Here is a 22,804-nt window from a genome sequence, read left to right as displayed (position 1 = left end):
TCGTAGTAGACGGTCGTGACGGATGAGAGGAAGGGCGGCGTGGGACGTCCTGAATAGTGGTGGACGTGACGGATTCCGCAGCGACGGCTTTGTCGATCGTCGAATCGTTCGAACAGGCGGCGGAGACGAGGGCGACAGCGCAGAGGGATGCAACTGTTGCGGAACTGCGGTGACGGGAATTCACAAGGACCTCCTGTTATAGACGAGTGCCGGGAAGCTTACTGAGTCATGGCAGCTCGACGCCCGCGATCCCGCCCATGGGGGCTGGAATCTGGGTGCTGCGCGTCTGCCTTCACATCTGAGGGAGAGGATATGCCGATTGTCCAGTGCATAACCCGATTTGGGTGCATCGTAGGGTGAATGGTCGCGTTGCGGTCGGCCTGGATCGAGGCGGAGGACAGCAATGAGCACATCGGCCCAATCAGATCGATTCATCAATGCATTCAACGAGATCGAAACACATCTGCGTCGAAGACTTCAGGTCGATGATGGGGTGTCATTCGTCGAATTGGTTGTGAAATCCCAGCAGGCTCGACGGCTGTCCGCGAGTGACGTTGAGGCGCTGAGGGCTTTCGCGAAGCTCCGCAACGCCATACAACACAGTCGGTATTACGACGGTAAGCCTATTGCCGAACCGGTCCTCGAGATCGTCGAGCGGATCGAAAATGTGCGTCAGCGGATCATCAACCCACCTAATGTTTACGGACAATTTCGGGGGCAGCGACCAATAGCATTCCGGCGCTCTGCAGAGTTGGGTGACGTGCGCAAGGCCATCAGAGAATTCGATTACTCACAGTTTCCGGTTTATGGCGACGACGGTCGCTACGAAGGGATGCTCACCACCAATTGCATCGCCAGGTGGCTGGCTGATGGTCTTGCCACGGACGGGTTGGTCGAGAGCAAACCGATCAGTGCTGTGATGGCCTTCGCAGAAGCGCACGAGGTTGGGCGGTTCGTGGCGAAAACGACCGCAGTGGCGGAGGCGATCCGCAGATTGTCGCCTCGTCGTGATGGGCGGTTGCCGCCGGTTGCTTTGCTTGTTACTGAGGCAGGACGGACCGAGGAGAAGTTACTCGCTATCGTTGTTGCTGACGATCTTCCTGTACTTACCGCGGCCTTGGATGACACTTAGCGGCACCCAAGGCTCAGAGTTCATTTCAAGTGACTTCTTGGCCTGTGCGCACGGTGTGTGTCGATGCGATCAATCTCGGAGTCCTTGTTGTGCTTGATATTTCGCGCTCTCTGCCTGGATGAGGGCGGCGAAATGTCTGGCAGCTGACTCCATCTCACCTTTGTGCTCGACCACCATGGTCTGGCCGTCTGCGAACTCGATCGTCAGGTACACGGTGTGTGTCTGTTTCTTGGCCATTGCGCCGGCTATCGCGCCGCGCACAGGAGCTACCGTGGCGCCGAGCGCTACGCGAGTCATCGATGTTCGATATTGGGTTCCTCCGATGTCCACAATTGCTTTGGCGCCTGCGACTGGATAGCGCGTCTTGTCGACTTCGATCTCCCCTTCAAACAGTTTGAAGTCCAAGAATTTGGCGATCGGTTTCGGTTTTGGTGCAGGTGGCTGGTTCTCAGGGTCTTGGTACTGTCCGCGAATTGCATTCGCGACCGTCGGGTCGAACCGCGGCGGCTTTTTCGCTTTGGGGCCGCTCTTACGTTTGAACGGGTTCCAGGACTTTTCGGTTGCTGCGGGCTTGTTGCTTGTCACGCGGTCGGGATGGGAAGTGGGCTTCGCTAGGCTGAGGTTCGCTTGCCCTGTTCGAGGTGGGCCTGCTCGGCGTGGGTTCTTCTGGATCAGCGGGGGACGGTGTTGTCATGCCTAAGCAGTATCAAAGGCAGTCCAGCAACGAAGGTGATAACCGAATTTTGTTCAGAGTGGGAACCGGCGATGAATGTTGCATGTATGGAACTCACGTGCCTACGGTCCGTCCCGCTCGCCGAGGGACAGAAATCGTCTCGGACATTCCGCAAGCGGGGCAGTAGATCGGCTGAGGGTGCAATCCTTGCCGCACGAGCTCCAGTCCCGGCATCGGTGGCACTGTTCGCCATAGCGCTCGGTTTCAGCGGGGTTCCAGCACGTGTTGCATCGCCAGAAGCCATCGCTTCGCAGACGAGCACGGTCCGTCTGGTTCCAGAGGAAATGTAAGTCGCCGTTCACCCAGTGCCCACCATCGACGGTCAGCACGGTGTCTGGGTGGAGGATCCGTGAGTCGTAGTCAGAGGTCATCCGGTCTACTTCGGCTCGTTGCTCACGGTGCTTGTTCAACGCGTCCTCCAGATCGGCCGCATCGACCATGCACTGCCGTCCCAGTTTGACTGCGCCGATGCGATGATAGCCGAGCCACACAGTTCCGTCGCGAGTCGCACATTTCCGGTACCAGTCGTAGGCGTTGCTTGGAGCGCCAGGCTCACGCTTGAAGCGATCTACGGCGTCAGCGAGAGATAGGTGCACGATTTCGGCCGTACTGGGGGAGGTGACCGAGTGCGCGCCATGTAGCTATGGCCAGCATCCTTGGTCGCCCTCCGCCGCCCCGACCGCTGACATAGCTTGGTGGTTACGCGGCTGCATGCAGGCAGCAAATTGGACATAAGGGTGCAAGCGTTTCCGGAATCTCTGGAGTATTGCTGTTCGCGTCTCTTCGGAGGCGGTGCACTCGTCGCGTGCACGCAATTCAGCGCGACGAGTGAGCTGTTCCCTGCGTCGAGAGCGATCGTGTTCGTTCTCCTGCTCGGTGGGGGTTGTTGTGGACCAATCGATTTGGGTGAGTCGCCAGTGTAGGAATGCGGAGGGTTGTGGGATGTGTTTGGGCCAGGTCCAGCCTCGTTGTTGGGTGTCTGTGGTGAGTTGGCGTGCGATGTCGCGGCCGGTCCAGCGGGTGGTGTCGATTCCGGTTTGTTGGAGGGTGTCGCAGATTGTTCCGATGTGGCCGGCTGGTTTCAGTGCTGGTGCGTGGGCGATGAGTTCGGCTGCTGCGCGTTGGAGGTGGATTGTCCGGGGTGTTGTGTGTGTTGTTTGGTGTGTTGTCGTGCCCGCGCGTGTTTGTGCGCGCGTTGGTGAGATCTTGAAAGCAAGAGCTTTAAGTGCAAATCCCCCGGAGGGGGATAGGGGGTCACGGGCGCCGGGCTGTGGATGGTTCCGTGTGGTGGTTCTGGACCGGTATGCGTTGGTGCGCAGTGTGGCTCGGGAGGGTCTTCTGGGTTTCGTGAAGGGAGGGGTGATGGTCGTGGCTACGGGTCGGGGTGTGGTGAGCGTCCAAGTGGAGGCTGCACGGAATTGGCGGCGGCCATGGTGCGATTCTGCAGCCATAGCTTCCAGGCGGTTGAGGTAGCGACCGCGGACGAGTTCTACTGCGACTCCGAGGGCCGTGAGGACACGGCGGGCGCGTATGACGGTGGAGGTGCTCACTCCTGCACGGCGGGCGATGGTCTCGCGTGAGGCGGTCACTGAGCGTCCGGTTGCGCTTTCGGCGAGGGAGGCGTGGATGACTGCGACGGCGAAGACGGCTTCGGTGCTGATGGTGTGGGTTGTGCAGAATTTCGTGCCGGTGGGGGTGTTGAGGAGGGTGCGGACTTGGTGTTGCCAGTGTGTGCGGCTGGTCCAGGTGGGGGTACGGCTGTAGGTGCCGTCGGGGATGGGGAGGGACCAGGAGTTTCCGCGTTGGTTGCTGGTTCGGTTGAGTGTTTCGATGCGGGTGACGTTTTCGGTGGCTTGTTGTACGGCGTGGGCCCATTCGTCGTCGGAGTCTGGGGCGTGGCGCGTTGAGGGTGAGCGGTCGAGGATTGTGTTGTGTGGAAGTGTTGAAGCTGGTTCAGGGTGTGCGTTACCCTGAGATGTACCTGTCACAGGTAAATCCCTTCATGTGAGTGAAGAAGTAGTGCAGTACAGAAGGCGGAGCGGTTACTTCGGCTTCATCTGTGACAGCGAGCCGGGCATGGCTTTGCTGTTGATTTGGTTCAGTGTGTGGCGAACCCCCGTAAGGGGGTTTCGTCGTTTCTGGACTGCGTCTATGGAGTTGTGTGTCAAGGTCTTTCGGATTTCAGACTGGGTGGTGGCGGGGCTCCCTTTTCGGCGGTGTTCGGGTCAGGCCGGGTGTTTATCGAGAACAGTTGCCGCTGGCGGTCTGTGACGGACGCTGGCCCTCGATGTGCGGATCTGTCGCGTGTCGAATGTCAGGAACGTGTGGGGCGAAGCGAAAACACCGCTCCCACAACACCGGCACACCCCAACGCGACAGCGAGAACGAGCGCAATCACGAATGACTCATTCGCGCTGGGGTGTGCAGATCCAGAAGCCCCCGCAGTGCAATCGCGACCTCGTGAATCTGGTCGACCGACGCAGTTTCCGGATCTGAGGCAACGAGATCTGCCACGTCGATGAGGGTGTCGCGCAACCCGACTGACAGATCGCGAGGTCCGGCGAGTGCGTCGACGGTGTCCCGGACGATTGTTTCGGCGAGTTGTCGTACCTCGGACATCTCGGCGTCGGTGGGGAAGGTGATGCCTACTTCTTTCAGGAGCGATGTGGAGGCGGTGCAGATCATGGATTCGATCAGCGGCGAGCGATGCGGTGTTGTTGTCATGATGCTGCCCCCAACTGTGTGGAAACAGATGATGCGGTGGTGCATGTGGGATGAATCCAGTGTTCGACGGCCGCAGTGATAGTCGTGCGGGCGGTGGAAGCGTCCTGTGCGGTGATGATGGCGGTGAATGCTGAGGTGACTGCTTCGATCGCGGAGGTCTCGAGTCCGTTGCAGTGGTCGAGTCCGTCGGTGATCATTTCCAGTGCAGTGTTGAGGACTTCCCAGTGACCGTCTTCGTGCGGTGTATGCGTTGCGATGAGTTCGGTGGTGGGGAGTTGTTCTGCGGCCCACAGTTCTCGCACGTTGAGGGAGTGGATGGGGTGGGCGGTGAGTTGGCACAGTCGGGCGACGGGGGCGCAGACGTGGTCGAGTCCGTCGACGATCGCGGTCAGTCCCCAGAGCGGGTGGGTGAGGAGGTCCGCGAGCCATTGCCATCGTTCGGCGGGAAGGCCGGTCGAGGCGGGAGAGGGGAGGGCCCCGGTACTGATCCCGTAGATGATGTCGGGGAGGGGGCGGTGAGGGTTGTTCAGTTCGTCGAGCAAGTGGTGTGTTGTCATGTGGGGCAGTCCAATCGGGTGACGTCGAACTAGGCTTGTGACGTGCAGGTGGGGAGGTGCGCGGAATCTGTCGCACCGGTGCGGATAGGTGCGAGGACCGCGCCATGGGAGGGGTCGACTCTCAACGGGCCGTGGGCGTCGATCAGATCGCGGGCATGAAGAATGGCGCGGGAGTCCACGTCGATCAACCCGTACACATCCGGTGAGTCACCGATGTCCGGGTGATCGTGAATGAAGGTGCGGCGACTACGCAGGCGGCCGGCGACTTCGACGAGGATCCACAACCGGTCGTAGCGGTCCCGTACAGGCACATGGCCGTGTGTGTCGGCGAGGATTCCGTACACAGACCACGCTGATTCGAACGTCCTCAAGATCAGTGCCGCGGACTCATCCGATGCGGCTGTCTCGAGCGGCCGTGTGAAGACCGGATCGACAGACCCCATTGCCGGGGTCACGCAGCGCTCCCACGAGAAGTGCCGCGATGCCCGTCGACCCGCCGGTAGTACGAACGCAACACCGCATCCGAGGTAATCGGCTGGCCACGATGACTGAACGGCACACCCGCCCAAATCATCGACCGAGGCGGAGTATCTGCCGCCACCATCGACGACAACTCCTTCCGGCAATCCGCCAAACGAGGGCACCGGAAACACTCCGCCTGCGCATCAACACCCGCGCGATACGAGCCCTCATCGAGATCCCACGATTGAGGATCGACCGCACACGCCACCACAGTCGGCGGCGGCACCGCGGCCCTCACGCGGCCACCTCCGAATGCCGGCGACGGCGCGTTGCTGTCGTCAACGACTCGTACAGGCCCAAGCGTTCACCGTCGACGATATTGCCGTGACTGTCATACGCATTGCCCGCCATGATCATTCGCTGTGGACCATCCCCACGGGTCACCGACGCGCCCGCATCTATACGGCACTGCGCCAACAACGGGCACACCTCACACGAGGAGATCGCGCGACGCCACTCCACCACCGTGCGGCCATCCATCTCCCACGACCGTGACTTCCCCGCGCACAAACCCCTGCCCGGCTCGGCACCGCCAATCGGCACCACGCCCCGAACCTCCAACTCCACACGAACAGCTCGCACAGTCGGGCACACATCGCACTCCGACGAGAAAACGAACCCGCACCGCGCGCACCGACCAACCCGATCAGGATGATGCGAAGCAGCAACCCGAAGAAGATCGTCAGTACTGAACTGCGGCAACTCGACCGCAGATGTTCCCCGGCCCTCACGGTGCGTCAACTCACGCAACGCGGCCGCAGCCTCCGGGCACAACGGAACAAGCTCCGAAACACTGAAACCGCAACCATCGCAACGCCCGCCGATCGACGAATGCCGCGCAACAAGCCGACGAAGGGCAAGTGTGGAGAGAGCTGCATACCGATCGTGGAACACGTCATCCGGACCTGATGGGTCCACTAAGATAGACATCGCAGAATCCTTTCTGCAACTGAAGAAAACTCTGGACGGGCGCCAACCCGTTTGGACATCGTTCCCCTGGTCGTTGGTAGCGACCGGGGGAACTTTCTTCGATGTGTCAGATCACCCCTTTGCCTGTGAGATGTGGACTTGCTGCCGTGTTCCTATTACAACAATTGCATCGATTAAAGTCATGCACGTTTAGACCCTAGAGGAGGTGCGGCATGGTGTCTAGCAATGACGAACGGAATGCCCACATGAGTCGCCGTGTTATGCGCGGGTTCGAACCCGCGCGACTTAGTCGTGCGCGTGAGAGCAAAGGCTTCAGTCGAGCAGATCTTGCTCGTCGCGCTGGGGTGGGCGGCGCGACAGTGCAGCAATGGGAGTCCGGCAACCGGAGTCCTCAGGTTGATACATTGGCCTTGGTTGCCCGCACGCTTGATGTCCCTATGAGTGAACTGGTAATCGTTCCGGAGGATGAACGGTTTCCTGGAGATTGGCGCATCCTCCTCGGCCTTACGCAACCTCAGCTTGGAAAGCTCACGGGCATCAGCACCTCGATGATCGCGCGAATAGAGCGAGGCGAAGTGCTCTTGACACCTGCGAGTGCTCAAAAGTTGGCGGATGCCCTGGGAATCAGTGCAATTGAATTGCATGCGAGCTACGAGCGTGCCAGGACTCGACCTGCTGGGGTACCTGCATAGGTAAGCAAGGGCATCGACATGGCAACTGAGGTAGTCGACGTGTGTGCGGCACAAACGGGCCTCCGGTTGAGTCTCAGGTACGGGATCGAGCGGTAACTAGTACCGTCCGCGCTACCTGGCGGAGTCACCTGTAACCACTCACTGCCGGAGCCCCTGAAGGGCGCGCAGTTGCACGTTACTGATGCCTACTGTGCTACCGCAATAGGCCGCAAGCATCTTGGGTACTAGGTCCCAAAACGCTTGAACATTCGGTGGTCATTGCGCGCGACGCCGCCGAGGTCGATGTTCATCGACATCACGCGCTGGTGGCCGGGACTGGTCCAAGTCTTCGAATCAATTGCGGCAGAGGTGAAATCGTGAATGATCTTTAGGCTAGTGAAGATGAAGGCACTATGTCAGATGCATGGGCCCCTCCTATGCCGGAGAACTTGCCTCGCGAATCATGACCAGGCCTGCCGTCGTATGCTGGTCCAGCATCATCAGAGTTGCGTCCACCGCATAGGTTTTCCAGGCTCCGCTCAATTGGCGGAAACGAATGACTCCGCGGGTCTTACCACGTGCGAGACCTTCTGACATCGCAAGTGCAATGTGGAAGTCGTCCGGATGAATGCTGGGTTCGACCTGATCGTCAACTGATTCCCATGCAAGTCCCGGCACGGCGTCGCCGACCCATCGAATCAACTGCAGGGTCTTGAGATTGACGATGGCTCGATACTCTCCGTCATTGGTTGCCGCCTCTAGCACCCTGTATTCGAGAACCACCGGAGGAGGTGCGGAGGTTACTTCTACTGCTGGTCCGATATCTTGAGTAATCCCGCGCAGGATCACTTGGGGTTGACCTGTTTCCGGATCGTTCTCTTTGAGCATTCGGCAGGAGAAGTGAGCTGCTCGCAGTTCTCCATCATCCCTCTCCACCGTCCAGACGGCTTGGTGAACCGTTCCGGGTTGCGACTGGACGATCTTTGACAGTGCGTCGCTCTCGTCATGATTTGTCCGTAATCGTGTGAACGCGCCCGCCATTGCCTTCTCTGTGTGGCGTTCGTCCTCGGGGACGCCGTACAAATCCAGCAGGGCGACGCTTCCGCTTGCCTTGCCTGCAGTAAGATTGAATAGCCATGCGCCAGCCGGATCATGTTCGGGTACTGTCTCGTTCGATCTTCCGAACCACAGATGTAGTCCATGCAAGCGACCGCTGAACGTGATCAGGGGCTCAACGATGAGTCGACGTTGCCCGTCTGCTGATCTCCGATCAATTTGTCCAGGTGAAGCACTGACTTCCTCGATGATCCGCTTCACAAGTTCGAGTGAGTCTTTACTTCTCAGTACTCTCTCGATTGGCATGAATCGCCGTGGTGCGCTACCTAACCCAACAATGGATGGTGCAGCGTCGCCGAATGTTTCGATCATCAACCATTTTGTTGTCATAGTGGACGTTCCTCTCCCCGCGGATTGTGAACAGACGAACACTACGCAAATTCTTCTGTACATGTAACCGCCGATAACGGGAAAAGGTCCCAGGCTGGTGGGCGCAATGTCCTCATACGGACTTCGTTGGGCAGGCTAGGAGCGATTTGCCTTATTCGCGGCCGGTATCAGGTGTTGGTATCCAGATCCGGAGATTCTGGTCAGTACGTCGATGATTCGAGCGTCTACGCCGACAAGTATCCGGGGGCGTCCTTGTTTTGCGCCACGTAAGATAACCTGCGCGGCCTTCTCCGGTTCGGTTCTCGCGATGCTGTGTTCGAAGGACTCGATGACTGCTTGTCTGTCTATCGGCGCAGCCATACGGGCAGTCCGTGCAATCGAGGTCTTGATTCCACCAGGGAAGACGCAAGACACCTTGACTTGCGGATGCAGAATCAACATCTCCTGCCGTAGCGATTCGGTGAAACCTCGGACGGCAAATTTGGCTGCGTTGTATGCCGAGTATCCGGGCGCCGACATCAAACCGAATGCAGAGGAAACATTGACGATGTTTCCCTCATTCGATCGAAATATGAAGGGCAAAAACGCTTTTGATCCGTTGACTACACCCCAGAAGTTCGTCCGCATTACACGCGCGAAGTCATCGAACTCAGCATCGAGCACGTCCCCGGTGTAGAGGACGCCAGCGTTGTTGAATACTGCGTCAATGCTCCCAAAAGCGTCGAATGTCTCAGCGGCGCAGGCATGCATAGCGTCACGGTCGGAAACGTCTACAACCGACATGCGGCTTACACCTGATTGCGTGCCTATCAAGCTGATCGTTTGATTGAGTGCATGTTGGTCGCGGTCGATCAGCGAAAGTGACGCGCCTTGTCTCGCCAACTGAATGGCCAGCTGGCGGCCCACCCCCGCACCTGCACCTGTCACTGCGACAACCCGACCATCAAAATAGCTCACCTACATACACTATCCGGCAACGAAACGGGACACAGATGCTGGCGTATCAGTGCGAATCGGCTATTGCCGGTTACATGGCCACCGGCGGTATCGTTCTTGGCTTAAGCATGGGGCTACGTCCCTTCGCACCGTACGTGCATGTCGATGGTGACTCTCTCCCTTGCTCGGATTTGCCAGTGGGGTGGTGTCTTCTGGCTTAGCTGAATCTCGACGTCGCCGAGCTGTGGGAGATCCCATGTCACACCAGGCAGGAAGAGGTCGGTCGTTCCGAACTTGTTATTCGATTCGCTCTTGCTGTCGAGTGCGCTTTGCGGAGTGGTGAATTCCTGCAAGGGGTAGTCGAGTTCCTTGTTTTCGATGGCGATGGTTTGGGATCCATGCGTAAGTAGGGCGTTCCAACCGTTAGGTGCGGTGATGTCGATCGTGAGATTGTCTCCTGCTCCGATGCACCTAGCTTGGACCTGGTCGGGGGCCGGTGTGGTGATGAATTGATTGCTTTGGATGTCTCCCACGCCGATCGCTAAGTTTCCTGGCCAGAGGGAGGATTCGGCCGGCGTGACGACCCCGGTCCGGTCGCCGTCTGTGCCGGCAGGTTCTTTGGGGCTGGCGATCCTCTGTGTCGCTGGTGTCGAGCATGCAGGCAGGAGTGGCAGTAACGCAAGGAGTGCAGTGACCACGGTAATACGTTTTTTCATGAGTCTCCTCGTCGATTCAGTCTAACGCGACCGGTGTAGCACAGAACGCGAAAAGGCTTGTGTACAAGTAATATTCGATCACATTCTCGAAGTCGTCTATCGATTGCATTTCGAAGGACGGTCCCCCGCTCCTTAGTGGTGGTGGATTGGTTATTCAGTACTGAATGGCGTCGACGCGCCATTGATCAAACTCCTTGGAGAGCGTGACCCACAGGGTCGTATCCGGTACAACAAGATTGGTCGCATCTCCGGTGATTGCGGTCTGGCGGATGCTGGCGACTCGGTGGACGAGTGCATCGGTATCTGGTGGGCAGCCGGAGCAACCCACAGTCACGTCGGCGACCACTTTGGCGTTATTGGAGGCCCATTGGTTCCACTGTGCTCCTGGGCCGCGTTCGGTGTGCCTGTCGACGTTGAGCAAGGTCTGTGACATGGCGTCGGTGAACCATTCCCGGGCGCGTGCGTATCCGTCGGTGGGGCTGCGGTCCGTTGCCGGATACCAGGTGAACGCCACGGAAAGCGCCTGGCGAGCATTGTTTTCGGCCGCCTCCGTATCCGGATCTTCGGTGATGTCGATTGTTGTCGGAGCCGGGGACGCCGAAATGGTCAGCGGCGCCGGTGCTGGGGTGGTCTGTTCGGCTGTCGCAGTTTCCGTCTCGTTGCCTCGACTGGAGAGGAAGTACACCAGTCCCCCGACGAGAACGACAGCGACGGCGAGCAGAACCAGCTTGCGTGCGTTGCTCACAGAACCCTCCTTGCTTTCATATCGCTCTGCAGTGGAGCCTGTTTGACGACGTCCCCCGTGGTGGGAGCATGGATCATCTGGCCTCCGCCGATTGCGACGCCGACGTGCCCCGGACCTGTTCCGGCCCACGAACCGAACACCAGATCCCCGGCTTGTGCTTGGTCGATCGGGATCTCGACTCCGACGTTCCACTGCTGTTCGGATGTCCTGGGCAGGGTGATCTTGTTTCCACTTCCCTGGTAGATGGCGTAACTGGTCAGTCCGGAGCAGTCGAATCCACCGCCGGTGGTGCCGTTGATGTTGCCGCCGCCCCAGACGTACGGGGTGCCGAGGAATCGGCGGGCAGCGTCGACAACCTGCGATCCGGACGCCGAACCGGGCGAGACCACGAGTTCGCCGCTACCTCCGGGTGCTGCGAATTCTGCTTCGTGTGCAAGGACTTTCGCGACGTAGGGCTGTGTCTGGGTGGTGTAGTCACCGCCGCTGGGCATTCCACCGGCATTCTTCACCGCGCCTTCACCCGCGTTGTAGGAAGCGATGTAGAGCGATTTCGGATCGCCCTTGACCGATCCGTCGGCAATCCATCCGTCGACCTGCGCCGCGATGGAGCAGAAGTATCGGCCCTGAGCCATGATCGCGTCCCCATCGTCCCAGATCGAGATCTTGCCGTTTCTGTCGTCGTCCTGGCTGTAAGAAGCAAATGTTCGCGGCATGAACTGCGTGATACCTTGCGCTCCGCTGCCGGAGGTCAGGCCACGGGTCAAGCCGGATTCGGCTTTCGCGTCTGCGGCCAACAGGGAGGGCTTGATCTGGGGGCACAGCGATCCGGCCTTGCGGAACCACGGTTCCATCTCCGGAGGAACGGAACCGGCTTTGAGATCGCCGCCACCTGCCACGCCGAAGCCGGCGCAGTCGATCGACGATGATGACGCGGCCAGCTCGATGGCAGGAGAATCACCACCCGCTTCGCCGGCGGAAAAGGGGGCTCCGCCGAGCTTGGTCATCGGATCGACAGCGGTTCCACCCTGCAGCCGTCCCCCGTCCCAGTATTCGAAATGCAGGTGTGCGCCAGTGGATTGGCCGTTGTTTCCGATGTTCGCGATATGGTCGCCGGCCTTGATCTGCTGGCCTTCCTTGACAAGGACACCGTCGTCGAACATGTGGCCGTAGACGGTGCTCACGGGTTTTCCGTCGACGAGCGAGTCGAGCACGATCCAGTTCCCGAACCCGGATGCGGGTCCGGCCTTCACCGCAACACCGTCGAGCGCCGCGTAGATCGGTGTCCCGACGGGGCCAGCGAAGTCGACGCCTTTGTGTTCGGTTCCCCAGCGGGGCCCGAACGGGGACGTGAACGTCGTCGTTCCCTCCTTCGTTGGCTGGGTGATCGGTCCCGATTCTTTCAGTTCGATGTTTCCCGTAGAGGATCCCTTGTCGTCTCGCTCGCTCGACGAGGTTCCGCCGCAACGGTTGTGGGGGAACACCGCCTGCTGGGTGCATCCGGACAGCCCCAGGATCGCGGCGGTGGCCGCGGTGACGGTCAGGGCCACCGCTGCACGGCGGCGACTCACAGCGTTCCCGGGAGCGGTGTGTCGAGGTCGGGAATCGGGATTGGGCCGGGAACGGGAACTGGTGCCGGCTCGAGGTCCGCCGAGGGAACAGCGACCGAGGTGGTCGATGTCGGCGTCGTGGTCGCGGTAGTGCTCGGCGAGGACGTCGATGTCGGCGTCGTGGTGGTTGTAGCAGCTTCCGAGGTCGGTGGGCTCGCGAGGGAAGGTACGCCGAGCCTGTCGATCTCGCTGCGGTCGAGGGTGGGCAGCGGCGTCTGGATCTGCCATGTCGACCCCTTGTCGGTGCCCGATACTTTGAGCGTGATCCGCAGATTTCCGGCCTGCGTCGGGACGATGACCCGTACGGCGCTCTCGCCGCCGGTGCCGGCCACGATCTCACTGCGCGTCGGGCCGGTGATCGCGACCGGTACGAGCGGGCGGGCATTGATCACCGTCACGCCGGGCGCTTTGGCGGTGTGCACGCCCAGCTTGGTCTTCCATTCGCTGTTCGAGAGTGACTGATCGACGTAGACGTGCGCGTAGGCCATCGCTGTCGCCGGTGCGCTCTCGGCTACCGACGCGATCGACTTGCCGGCAATGGAAGATTCGGTCACCTCGGTCAACTCGTAGCTCAGATCACCCGGGGTCGAGGACGCTGCTCCTGTCGTTGATGCGGTGGAGGCCGGGATCTTCGAGGCGGTATTCGACGGAGCGGGGGACTGGCCGAACACTGCTCCCGCCACGAACAGCACCCCGAACGCAGAGACGATCGTGATCGTCAGGTTGGTGCGTGAATAGAGAACCCACCGCCGGATCGGTGCTAGGACGGGATTGGCTGTGCTGGAGGGCATCAGCTGAACCTGTCGGTCGAATCGGACGAAGTGCCTGCTGAGGTCAACGACGGCGTCCACAGTCGTGCCGTCGACCGCGGAGGAGTCGACGAGCTCGAGCGCGTCGCACCCGATCGAGGCATCGGAGTTCCGGTGGGGGCATCCCGCGAGGACGCAGTGAACACCTTCATCGGCGCGATACTCGACCGCGGACCCCCGTCCCATGTCTCACTCACCAACGAAGTGCTGCGCGGTGAACCGGCCTCGATTCCGATCAGCTGTCGAGCGACGGTGTGGCTAGGTTTGGCAGTGGGACCGGCGGTTTGTGGTCGATCCGACATGGGCCGCTTGGTGCCCGCGGAATTCTTGGCGGTATCGGCGAGTCTTCCGCGCCGCACGTCCTGGGCGTCCTTCCGCGAATCCGTCAGACGCTGTTGGCGATCCATCGTCTTGCGTGCATCGACACGCGATTTGTCGACCTCGTGGCGACGTCGCTGATTCAACTCGCGTCCTTCCGGACGCACTGGTGTCACCGAATCCTTGTCGAGGTCACCACCGCGTTTGGTGGCCTTCCGAAGCGCGCCGACACCTTCCTCGACCATCGACGCCGCGGGACCGCCCACGACGGCGCTGCCGGCCTTGAAGAACTTTTGCTTCATCGACGTCTGAGCGTGACGCGCTTTGCGATTGAGTGCGCCGGCTTGGTTCTGGGTGAAGGTCTGAGTCATCCGTTTGAACGGCCGCATGATGAACCAGCACACCGCCGTCAAGATGACCATGAACCACAGCCGCCACGTGCCGTCGACGAGGCCGTTGTCGGTGTCGTACAGCTTGACCAGCGCCATCAGATACAGCGCGATGATGACTGCGCCGGCCACGCCCCACATGTAGGCGGTGGCGATCATGCGGCACACGCGCGAGAGGGTGCCGCCGTGTGCGGCGGCGATCGGAACCCAGATCGGTGCGAAGAGAATTGCGAGTCGAATAGCCAGTAGCGCAGTGAGTTTGAGGATGGATGCGCCGATCCAAAGGATGGAGGGCATGGCGAGTTTGATCATCGCCATGAACCCTGTGCCGGTGCGTCCGGAGTCTTTGCCCTGGAACTGATTGTAGGAAAGGTTCAAATCTTTCAGCTTCTCAACCAGATTATTCTCGAAATCCTCTCCTTTTTTGCTTGCAAGCTCACTTGCAGCCTCGTTGTCGCCGGACACGTTCTGCTGCTCCGCGTACGAAAATGCCAGAGTGTCGCGGAGCTTCGGTCCAAGTTGCAGTTCCTGGTCGTTGAAATTCGCGCCGAACCATCCCTTGCGCCAGTCGTCGAGGAAGATCTTGTCGATCAGCACATTGCGGGGGTCTCCGGTGTTTCCGGACACAGACAGCATCTGACCTTGTGTGTCGGTGATGACCGATCCGAAGGTGTCGTCGGCGACCTGGATGGCTTTTTGCGGTGCGCCGACGAACAGTGCTCCGATGGCCATTGCAGCGCCGGCGATCGCGACGGTGCGGGTCACGGCCGCGGCATTCGATTTGAGGGCGTTCCAGATGATGATCGTCGCGACCACCATCAATGCCACACCCAGCCACGTTCCGTAGACACCGAGCATTCCGTTGGAGATCGAGGCGACGATCTGGTCGAACTGCACCATCGCCGGGGCGATCCCGGCCTCTTCGGCAGCTGCACCGGTCTTCGTCTGGTCGTCGAGCCAGAACGCGGCAGCTGCGAATCCCTTGCCGATTGCGAGGAACGTGTTGCCCAGGGTGGTGTCCGCGACGGCGTCGGGTGCGCGGACCAGGTCGTTGCCGCAGCCGAGGTCGTAGGTGTACCAGCGCAATCCGGCCCACCCGTAGGTTTCGTAGCCGGTGCCGCCCCGTTTCGGTTCGCGGTCTTTGCTCGAGGAATCGAACTCGGCGGCCATCACCGAGTTCGGGAACTCGGGGGAGGGGACGTCTTTGCAGTCGAATCCGCTGGCAGATGCGATCGGCCCACCCGGGGCGACGAGGGGCACCAGCACCAGCGCTAGAACGGCGAGAACCCGCGCCAGATTGACGGTCAGCGCCCGAACGCTCGATCGGTGAGGGATTGCCTCATCCAGCTCTGCCGAGGGCGCTCTGAGCTCTCTGCGGGTGATCATGCGGCGCCGCCGAGGGCGTTCTTCGCCGAGGAGGAATTTAGCGCCGCGAAAACATGCGCGAGATGCACGTAGTGAATCCAGCTCGAACGCACCAGCTCCACGTCGTCGGCCATCCGGATCATCCAGCGCCGCGCTTCGTCCTGATACGAGGTGTCGGTGTCCTCGTCGAGAGTGTCCTCACCGCCGCTGCCCAGTTCAGCGAGGAACTGCTCGAACCCTTGCCCGGCGGGAAGTTTGAGCAGTTTCAGGGCACCTTCGATTGCATGCGGATCACCGCCGACATCACCGACGAACACCTCGTAGGTCAGGGCGGTCTTGTCGTCGCTGCCGTCCAATCCGAGGAAATCATCCGGAAGCTGTGAGCAGACCAGGGCGCGGACCTTGAATTTGCGTGAGTCGCGCGCGATTCGGAGGTTGAGTGTGCGGCCGGCGCCAGTCGATTCGAGGTATTTGTTTTCGTCGAGGAAGAGCACCTTGCGCACATGGCGAGGCTTTTCGTAGACGAGTCTGTTCGCCAGCCACGCGGCCATGTGCATCAACGGCGCCGTCATCCGTTGCTGCGGTGTCCACTGCGAGGACGGTGTGCCTTCGGGCGGTAGCTGCAGGCCCGGCATCGTCAGGATCGTCAGACGGATGTCGGCATCGAACGCATCCGCTCCACTGCCGATCGTGCCCTCCTCCGGGAACAGCACACGCGCCTCAGTCAGCTCCGACATCAAACTGAGCTGCTGGTACAACCCGTTCGCGCACGTTTTGACGGCTTGGTCCGGATCGCTCACTCCGATGGACTGGATCGCGGCCAACACTTCTCGGAGGTTGTGGTTGCTGTCGCCACCGACCATGTTCGCAGCCATGTGCAGCACGGGTTCGGTGTGGTCGAGATGCAGATGCCGTTCGGTGAGCATCATCTTGAGCACCGAGACCGCGACCTCGACACGCTCGGCGGCAGCTGCACGCATATCCGCATCGAACTTCGACTGCGCCGCCGCGAACGGATCTGTATCCCGAGCGAACTCGACGTTGCGAGCGTCGTACTCAGGATCGTCACGACGAGGATCGGTGATCACGCGGTACGGATTCAACGCGCCAGCACGTGAATCGCGACCGGTGAGAGCGTAGACGCGGGCGATGTGACGAAACTCCGATAGTCCGGCCAACGCAGCGAGCGGACCGGAGGGGTCAAGGACGACGCCATACGCGCCGGCTCTCACGGCTTGGTAGACGATCATGCCGGCCAGGAACGTCTTACCCGAACCTGGTACGGCGACGATCGGTGTCAGACCGGACTTGTGCTTGATCTCGTGCGCAGCGAACAGGTCCCAGATCACCGGGCGCGGCGAGATGGATCCGGTCTCGCCCAATACGACACCGCGGCGGTCACCGATCCGGTCACTGACGGTCGCCATCCCGGCGGCGACTGCTTCGACATCCATGTGCCGTTTGTTGGCGATGTTGGCTTGCGGCTCACCGGGTATGAACTCGCGCAGCAACTGGTATTGGCCGTGCTCTTGTTCGAGCGCGATGTGCGGGGAGTACATCTCCTGCAGATCGGAGACTTTCTGCCGCGCATCGTCGGGGTCGGTGCCGACCACTGCAAGGCGGTACCACCCGGTGGTTCGAGTCGAGAGTCCGGAATGGTCTTCTTCGACGTCGGAGATCACGTCCTGTGCGCGGGAGTGCTGCTCCGCCAACTCTTTCGGCGGGACTTGATCGTGTTCGACGGTGTAGTGGTCGAACTGCGATTCGATCTTGCCAGTCAGGGAGCGCATGGTGCGGATCGTTTTCGCTTTGTCGTGCAGCTCGATGCGATCGGACCATTCGAGAGGTTCACCGGACGGGTCCCCGATGATCTGCCACGGCAGCATTCGTTCCGGAATCGGTAGGGGAGCCATGCGGCCGATCGTCAGCACGATCACCACGCCGGTGTACTTGCGGCCGTCGACGACGCCGGAGACGGTGGTGTACCCGTCGCCTGGGGTGAGGGAGAGGTCGGTGAGGTCTTCGAGGGCGGCGACGTCGGTTTCTTCCCAATCTCCGGCGCCGGCGATCGCACCGCCAGCCTCGAGCGGTAGACCGATGGTCGCTGATCGGCGCAGCAAGTAGTCGATCGCGGCCGGTGTGGCCGGTGTTGCTTTCACACCGCGGCCGGACATGATTCGTTCGATTGTGGCGAGGTGATCGGCAAGGGCCTTCTGCTCCCGCTCGAAGGCGTCGTCGGCCCAGCGGTTCACCCCGGTGCACACTCTGCCCAGCAGCGGCCAGTGGGCGAGGTGGCGCAGCATCCGGGCGGTCCAGTCCAACCCCTGGCCCAGTGAGGAGCGTTGCGGCAGTTCGATACCCCAGTAGCGACCTTTGATCGTCGCGTTGGACCACAACATCGCATGCTGCTGCCCGCGCAGATAGTCCGCCCACGAGAGTGCGCCGGGAACATCGGGAATCGGGCTTGCCCACTTGTCGTGATCGACCGCCCACTGCGCGACAGGGAACGGGGTGCGCACGAGGCGGCGATGCAGCTTGCCGACGCCGGCCTTCTGCAGGTTGGTCAGGATGATCGCTTCGTCCTGGATGAAGCGGCGCTGCTTTCCGGTGGTGCGGAAATTCCACGGCCCCTGGCGTTGGACGAACCATGCGGTGGAGGTGGTCGCGGTGCGGGTGATGTTCGCTGATGTGCCGGTCAGTTTCAGGCGTACCGCTTTTCGTTCGCGGTCGGCACGTTTCTTCGCTGCGGCCTTGTCTCGATCTGTTGCCGACTTTGCACGTTTTTCGCCTGTGCGGCGACGCTGACGGCCCAGCACGTTGTCTGCGACGTGGTCCAGCTCGGTTGCAGGGGAAGTGTGGCCGTCGGTGTCGTCCTCGCCGTCGTCGTATTCAGAACCATCCAGAGCGTGTGCGGGTTCGGCTTCGGACCACGCACGCGCAGGTTGCAAAGCATGCGACTGCACTGCCGCCCACGACGGCGGGAGCGCACCGGGAGGAATGACCGGAACCGGGTCGTCGAGTTTCGGATCGAACAGAGCCGCAATGTCGTTTTCGGGAACGGTCATCGGTGATCCTCACCGTCGAGGCGAACAGGTACGACGGCACGTTCTCCTGTAGTCAGCCGCTGAGGCAGCGAGATGAACACGGGTGCACCACGCTTCGGTGGGCGCGGTGCAACGAGGTCGTTGAGGGCGGCCTTGAGAACCGACCGCAGTGGGCGGTCCGGGGTGACAAACTTCGCGATCCGGGTCGTGAGCCACACCGTGATCACGGCCATCACCATCAGCGATTTGAACCCGAGTGGGACGAGCAGAATTCCGCGACCGATCACGAACACCACCACGAAAGCAACCACGCCGACGATGCCGGCCGTGTAGCGGATCCGCACGGGCAGTGGATAGCCGGTCGGACCGAGGTAGTGCCGGTCCACGCGGTACATCAGGTCGTCGTTGTCGATCACTGAGCATCCCCTTCGAATATTCTCTGCGCAGGCATCAGCGGTCAGGTCGAGATACCGACGAGCCCGAGAAGCCAATTGCCGATCCCCGTGGCCGCCGATTCCGATGTCGCGATACCGAGGTAGGCAAGCCCGAACAACCCGAGTCCGCCGACGGTGAAGACCCGCGACAAATTGCCCTTGAGCCCACCGACGAGAACCACACACGCGAGGGCGATGAGGATGGTGAAGACGATGTTGTCCTTGATCCACGCGCGCAGACCACCGGTATTGACGTCCGTCGACTGCGCGAGGGTCACCGCGTCTGCGGCGAGCGGTGGATGCGTCGCCGGGATCGACACGTCGATCACGGTGGAAGCAAGAGAAAACATGAGCACTCTCCAACACGGTGGTGAAACCAGACCCCACGAATGTGGTTGCGCGAAACGTAGAAGAGTGGTGGCAGGAATTTCAATGCAACCTGTGGATAACTTTCGCGGTTCCGCGGTTGGCGCGCTGGTCGATCAGCGCTGGCGCGTGTCGTCATGTGGAGTGTGTGCAGGTGTCGCGATTCACCCGTCGGGGATCCCTCGGCGATCGCGGGAACTAACTCGAATGCAGGGGGAGCGCGGCCACGGAACGGTCTTCGCTGCAGGTGTCCGCCGGGACTTCCCATATCCCGAGGGGAGCGTTCCTTCAAGTAGAGCAGCAGAGAGATGCGAACGGGCATCGTCGACGGACCCGCCGCAGACCATAGAGATCGACACTTGTCTCCCTCGCTGAGCTCGGTGGGCGTCGTCCGCCGGAAGAAACTGGCGCAGAACCATTTTCGGAACGTGTCCGCCAGCTGTGCGAGTCGCCCCTGCTCGAGCTTGCTCGAGGCACCCGCGCCGTGGCCATGATCAGAAGTTCGAAGAACGGTTCCCCGCCACCACCTGCGTGGTGTGCATGCTCTGCATGCATAGCGTGTTCAGCACGCACGTGTGGCAGGCTGTGCGCCCGGTGCTCGAAGAGTCCCGCATCGAGGGTGCCTGCAGAGGTCGCGATCGGAGGTGGAATTCAGGGGCCCGATTCACGCTTCCCCTTCGGGGTCACTCCCCCGGCCCTTCGGGCCTAGGGGGAGTGTACTAGTCAAAATTGCTTCGCGCCAACATATTTCAATCAACTGCTGGTCAGGGTTCTGTACGGAGTATCGCCGGATCGTCCTGGCGTGGCGCCTGCCGCGGTGTGGTCCACACCGTTCTCGGGCGTTCGTGCACCGGGTTCTGTACCTCACGAAGCGAGTCGTTCGAGAGCCTGAAAGGGGTCCGCGAACAGTGGCGCAGGAAGGCGCAATCACCCCACATTGTACATCGTCATCGGGCCCGTGGCGTAGGTGGTCGAACAAGTCGCCAAACGGTGTAGCGGCGATGCTGTCGTGGGTACTTCGACCGGTAATGCGCAGCGCCACAAACAGAACCAGCCGCGGGTTGAGGCGGTGGGTGTCTATCGCTCCCCGGTATCAGAGCTCGGGTATGTGACGCACGCTCCAACCACGCACCCGCGAAAGAAGTTATCCACAGGCGGGTTGAGATTGCTTCCCGCGCTCTGTGACAGTGCACCCCACACGCCCCGGCGACGACCGCCTCGGGACTGGATTCGAGTGAGAGGAGTAGGCGGTGAGCAGAAGCCAGCAGGATCCGCTCAAAGACTTTCTCGTCGACCTCTTCGGCTCCGACAAGCCCCACGCGCGAACAGGCCAGGCGGGGGAGTCCGCCATCCGCCCGTACAGGGCGTGGGCGCCTTTCGCTGTCATCGCAACGACACTCGCGTTCTTCGCGCCGCGACTCCTCGAACTCGCCGAACAGTTCTCGACCCCTCAAGTGGACGGCGCAGTCTCCGCAGTCCACGAGTATCGGTGGCCGCTCGCCGCTCTCACTCTCGGCCTGCTCGCCTGCGATATGGCACGGTTCCTCACCCACCGTCACCGCGCCGGACTCGACGCGCAAATCCGGCAAAGCACCCGCCACACTCCGATCAAAATCATCGTCGGATACCCGCCTGGCATCACCACCCTGCGCAGCGCCACCATCACCCTTGCGCGCGGCGCCATTATCCGTCCGAAAGAGCTCGACGAGTTCACCACCGCAGTACGGGCTTCCGCGAGCAGGCGCACTAGCAAGTGGACCTACACCGTCGTCCACGACGCCCACCGCGACCGGATCCGTATCACCCGCACGCTGACTCAGCCGGACCTCCGATCACCGCGGCACAAGGCACTGGCGAACTCCCTCAAAGACGGACCGCTGAAAGAGCCGGCCGTGAGCGTCGCCGCGCTCGACGGCGACGTCGAAACCGCCTTCAAGATCACCTTTACACCCACCCTCTCCAGCGGTGCCCGCGGATTTCAGAAGAAGGTCGATGAAGCCCTCGCCGCTCTCGCCGGCGAGCACGAGTCCGGCCGTACCTGGGCCACCGACTGGTTTCCCTCCGAGGGCTACCTCCTGATGAGCCTGCGCGCCCCACTGCCCACCCGCGTCGATCACCCTCTCGAATTGGTCGACGAGGACCTGCGTCACTTGCCCTACGCGACGGCAGCATCGGAGGTGAACATGTTCTGGGACATTTCCACCAAGTCGAACAAACCTCACTGCCTGATTGTCGGACCTACCGGCGGCGGCAAGACATCGGTGATCCGCACCCTGCTCACCGAAGCATCTAGACGAGGAATCCCGTTCCTGGGTGTCGACCCGAAAATGATCGAACTCGACGGGCTCGAGGGCTACCCCGGGTGCGCCGCCATCGTCTACGACGCCGTCCGCTCCGCGATGCTCGTGCGTGCCCTGCACAGCGAAATGATGGCCCGCAACCACTACGTCCACGTGAAGAAGATCGAGCCGTCCCAACTTCCGCTCCTGATCGCTGTCCTCGACGAGTTCTTCATCCTCTCCGGCAAATGGCAGCGCCTCGCCAAGACCGGAGACGACGAAACCCGCGATCTCCTCAAAGAACTCGACCCACTCGGGGCGTGGGCAGATCTCGCCGTCCTCGCACGCTCGGCCGGTATCCGGCTCCTGCTCGGTGTGCAACGACCCGACGCGTCCCTCTTCGGCGGCGCCTCGGGCAACGCGCGCGACAACTTCGGCACCCGCATCTCCCTCGGCAACCTCTCGCAGGACGGCGCGATGATGCTGTGGGGCGACTCGCAGATCGGCCGCGAGATCGACACCTCGGTCCCCGGCCGCGGAGTCGCGCTCGGAAACGACGGTGTGCCCGTCGATGCGCAGATGTGGTGGACACCGAACGTCGACCCGCACCCCAACAAATGGAATCAACTCTCGAACTCGGAGAAGAAGATCATCGACGGGCTGCGGCCTCAACAGGAACCGCACATCGCGTTCTACTCGACTGAACTGCGCCACTTCATCGAATCCGAACGCTCCGTCGCCACAGCGGCCCGCGCCTACGGCCGAGCTCCCGAGCCCACCGTCCTCGGCCACCACGACAACACGCCCGCCGCCGACCCAGGGGATGACTTCGCCGACGCGATACCCGCGGCCGCGGTCACGGAAGGAATGACCGTCCTCGTCGACGACGGACACGGCAACGAACACCCGGCCACCGTCGCCGCGATCACCGTCATCCGCGACAAAGACAGCGGCGCCGTCACCGAAACCACCCTGACCTTCCACGGTGCGGGGCGGGTCAAGAACCACATCACCTACGGGCCACACGAAGTCGTCCTGCTCCCTGAACCCGACACGACCGCAGCCGCGCCCTGACCCCGGA

18 protein-coding genes are annotated in these 22,804 nt (G+C 61.4%); 3 read left to right on the top strand and 15 right to left on the bottom strand.

The genetic code is table 11. From position 1 onward, the window contains the following. The first annotated feature begins 403 nt into the window (after positions 1–403). Positions 404–1,132, top strand: a complete 729-nt coding sequence (locus ACFWEM_RS33505; RefSeq protein WP_378539951.1) for a CBS domain-containing protein — start codon at positions 404–406, stop codon at positions 1,130–1,132. A 69-nt stretch (positions 1,133–1,201) separates the two neighbouring features. Here the strand turns inward: ACFWEM_RS33505 and ACFWEM_RS33500 are convergent, their stop codons facing one another. The 5 genes from ACFWEM_RS33500 to ACFWEM_RS33480 all read right to left on the bottom strand — a co-directional run bounded on the left by ACFWEM_RS33500 (position 1,202) and on the right by ACFWEM_RS33480 (position 6,148). Continuing rightward, positions 1,202–1,717, bottom strand: a complete 516-nt coding sequence (locus tag ACFWEM_RS33500; protein WP_378539950.1) for a hypothetical protein — start codon at positions 1,715–1,717, stop codon at positions 1,202–1,204. Positions 1,718–4,259: 2,542 nt separating this feature from the next. Next, positions 4,260–4,589 carry a hypothetical protein gene (locus ACFWEM_RS33495; protein WP_378539949.1) on the bottom strand — a complete coding sequence of 110 codons (330 nt, stop codon included), beginning with the start codon at positions 4,587–4,589 and terminating at the stop codon, positions 4,260–4,262. Further along, the gene (locus ACFWEM_RS33490; protein ID WP_378539948.1) at positions 4,586–5,146 is read right to left on the bottom strand and encodes a hypothetical protein; all 561 of its coding nucleotides are present in this window, start codon (positions 5,144–5,146) and stop codon (positions 4,586–4,588) included. The genes ACFWEM_RS33495 and ACFWEM_RS33490 overlap by 4 nt, the downstream gene beginning before the upstream one ends. A 29-nt stretch (positions 5,147–5,175) precedes the next feature. Next, entirely contained in the window at positions 5,176–5,601 is a 426-nt protein-coding gene (locus ACFWEM_RS33485; RefSeq protein ID WP_378539946.1) for a hypothetical protein, read from the bottom strand. 301 nt (positions 5,602–5,902) lie between these two features. Then, positions 5,903–6,148: a hypothetical protein gene (locus ACFWEM_RS33480; RefSeq protein ID WP_378539945.1), complete on the bottom strand. Its 246-nt coding sequence runs from the start codon at positions 6,146–6,148 to the stop codon at positions 5,903–5,905. 662 nt (positions 6,149–6,810) lie between these two features. Here ACFWEM_RS33480 and ACFWEM_RS33475 point away from each other — a divergent pair. Further along, positions 6,811–7,290, top strand: coding sequence for a helix-turn-helix transcriptional regulator (locus ACFWEM_RS33475; protein WP_269615144.1), 480 nt, complete (start codon positions 6,811–6,813; stop codon positions 7,288–7,290). 414 nt (positions 7,291–7,704) lie between these two features. On the opposite strand, the gene ACFWEM_RS33470 is transcribed toward ACFWEM_RS33475, so the two are convergent. From ACFWEM_RS33470 to ACFWEM_RS33425, 10 genes are all read right to left on the bottom strand, one after another. Then, positions 7,705–8,715, bottom strand: a complete 1,011-nt coding sequence (locus ACFWEM_RS33470; RefSeq protein ID WP_378539944.1) for a GAF domain-containing protein — start codon at positions 8,713–8,715, stop codon at positions 7,705–7,707. Between the two features lie 135 nt (positions 8,716–8,850). After that, complete coding sequence (locus tag ACFWEM_RS33465; RefSeq protein WP_378539943.1) at positions 8,851–9,672, bottom strand: SDR family NAD(P)-dependent oxidoreductase; 822 nt, start codon at positions 9,670–9,672, stop codon at positions 8,851–8,853. 113 nt (positions 9,673–9,785) lie between these two features. Further along, positions 9,786–10,367: a hypothetical protein gene (locus tag ACFWEM_RS33460; RefSeq protein WP_378539941.1), complete on the bottom strand. Its 582-nt coding sequence runs from the start codon at positions 10,365–10,367 to the stop codon at positions 9,786–9,788. Between the two features lie 154 nt (positions 10,368–10,521). After that, complete coding sequence (locus ACFWEM_RS33455; protein WP_378539939.1) at positions 10,522–11,112, bottom strand: hypothetical protein; 591 nt, start codon at positions 11,110–11,112, stop codon at positions 10,522–10,524. Further along, the gene (locus tag ACFWEM_RS33450; RefSeq protein ID WP_378539938.1) at positions 11,109–12,680 is read right to left on the bottom strand and encodes a peptidoglycan DD-metalloendopeptidase family protein; all 1,572 of its coding nucleotides are present in this window, start codon (positions 12,678–12,680) and stop codon (positions 11,109–11,111) included. Before ACFWEM_RS33450 ends, ACFWEM_RS33455 begins: the two co-directional genes overlap by 4 nt. Beyond that, positions 12,677–13,510: a hypothetical protein gene (locus ACFWEM_RS33445; RefSeq protein ID WP_378539937.1), complete on the bottom strand. Its 834-nt coding sequence runs from the start codon at positions 13,508–13,510 to the stop codon at positions 12,677–12,679. Before ACFWEM_RS33445 ends, ACFWEM_RS33450 begins: the two co-directional genes overlap by 4 nt. Beyond that, complete coding sequence (locus ACFWEM_RS33440) at positions 13,510–15,621, bottom strand: hypothetical protein (protein WP_378539936.1); 2,112 nt, start codon at positions 15,619–15,621, stop codon at positions 13,510–13,512. The genes ACFWEM_RS33445 and ACFWEM_RS33440 overlap by 1 nt, the downstream gene beginning before the upstream one ends. Then, positions 15,618–18,665, bottom strand: a complete 3,048-nt coding sequence (locus ACFWEM_RS33435) for an ATP-binding protein (protein ID WP_378539935.1) — start codon at positions 18,663–18,665, stop codon at positions 15,618–15,620. Before ACFWEM_RS33435 ends, ACFWEM_RS33440 begins: the two co-directional genes overlap by 4 nt. Further along, the gene (locus ACFWEM_RS33430; RefSeq protein ID WP_378539933.1) at positions 18,662–19,060 is read right to left on the bottom strand and encodes a hypothetical protein; all 399 of its coding nucleotides are present in this window, start codon (positions 19,058–19,060) and stop codon (positions 18,662–18,664) included. Before ACFWEM_RS33430 ends, ACFWEM_RS33435 begins: the two co-directional genes overlap by 4 nt. A 41-nt stretch (positions 19,061–19,101) precedes the next feature. Next, positions 19,102–19,428: a hypothetical protein gene (locus ACFWEM_RS33425; protein WP_073513654.1), complete on the bottom strand. Its 327-nt coding sequence runs from the start codon at positions 19,426–19,428 to the stop codon at positions 19,102–19,104. 1,266 nt (positions 19,429–20,694) lie between these two features. Here ACFWEM_RS33425 and ACFWEM_RS33420 point away from each other — a divergent pair. Further along, complete coding sequence (locus tag ACFWEM_RS33420; RefSeq protein ID WP_378539932.1) at positions 20,695–22,797, top strand: FtsK/SpoIIIE domain-containing protein; 2,103 nt, start codon at positions 20,695–20,697, stop codon at positions 22,795–22,797. Positions 22,798–22,804: the final 7 nt, after the last annotated feature.

The organism is Rhodococcus sp. NPDC060176 (genome assembly GCF_042728675.1).
Classification (GTDB): domain Bacteria; phylum Actinomycetota; class Actinomycetes; order Mycobacteriales; family Mycobacteriaceae; genus Rhodococcus_F.
Note: the sequence above shows the minus strand (reverse complement) of the source record. Positions and strands in the feature narration are given on the sequence as shown.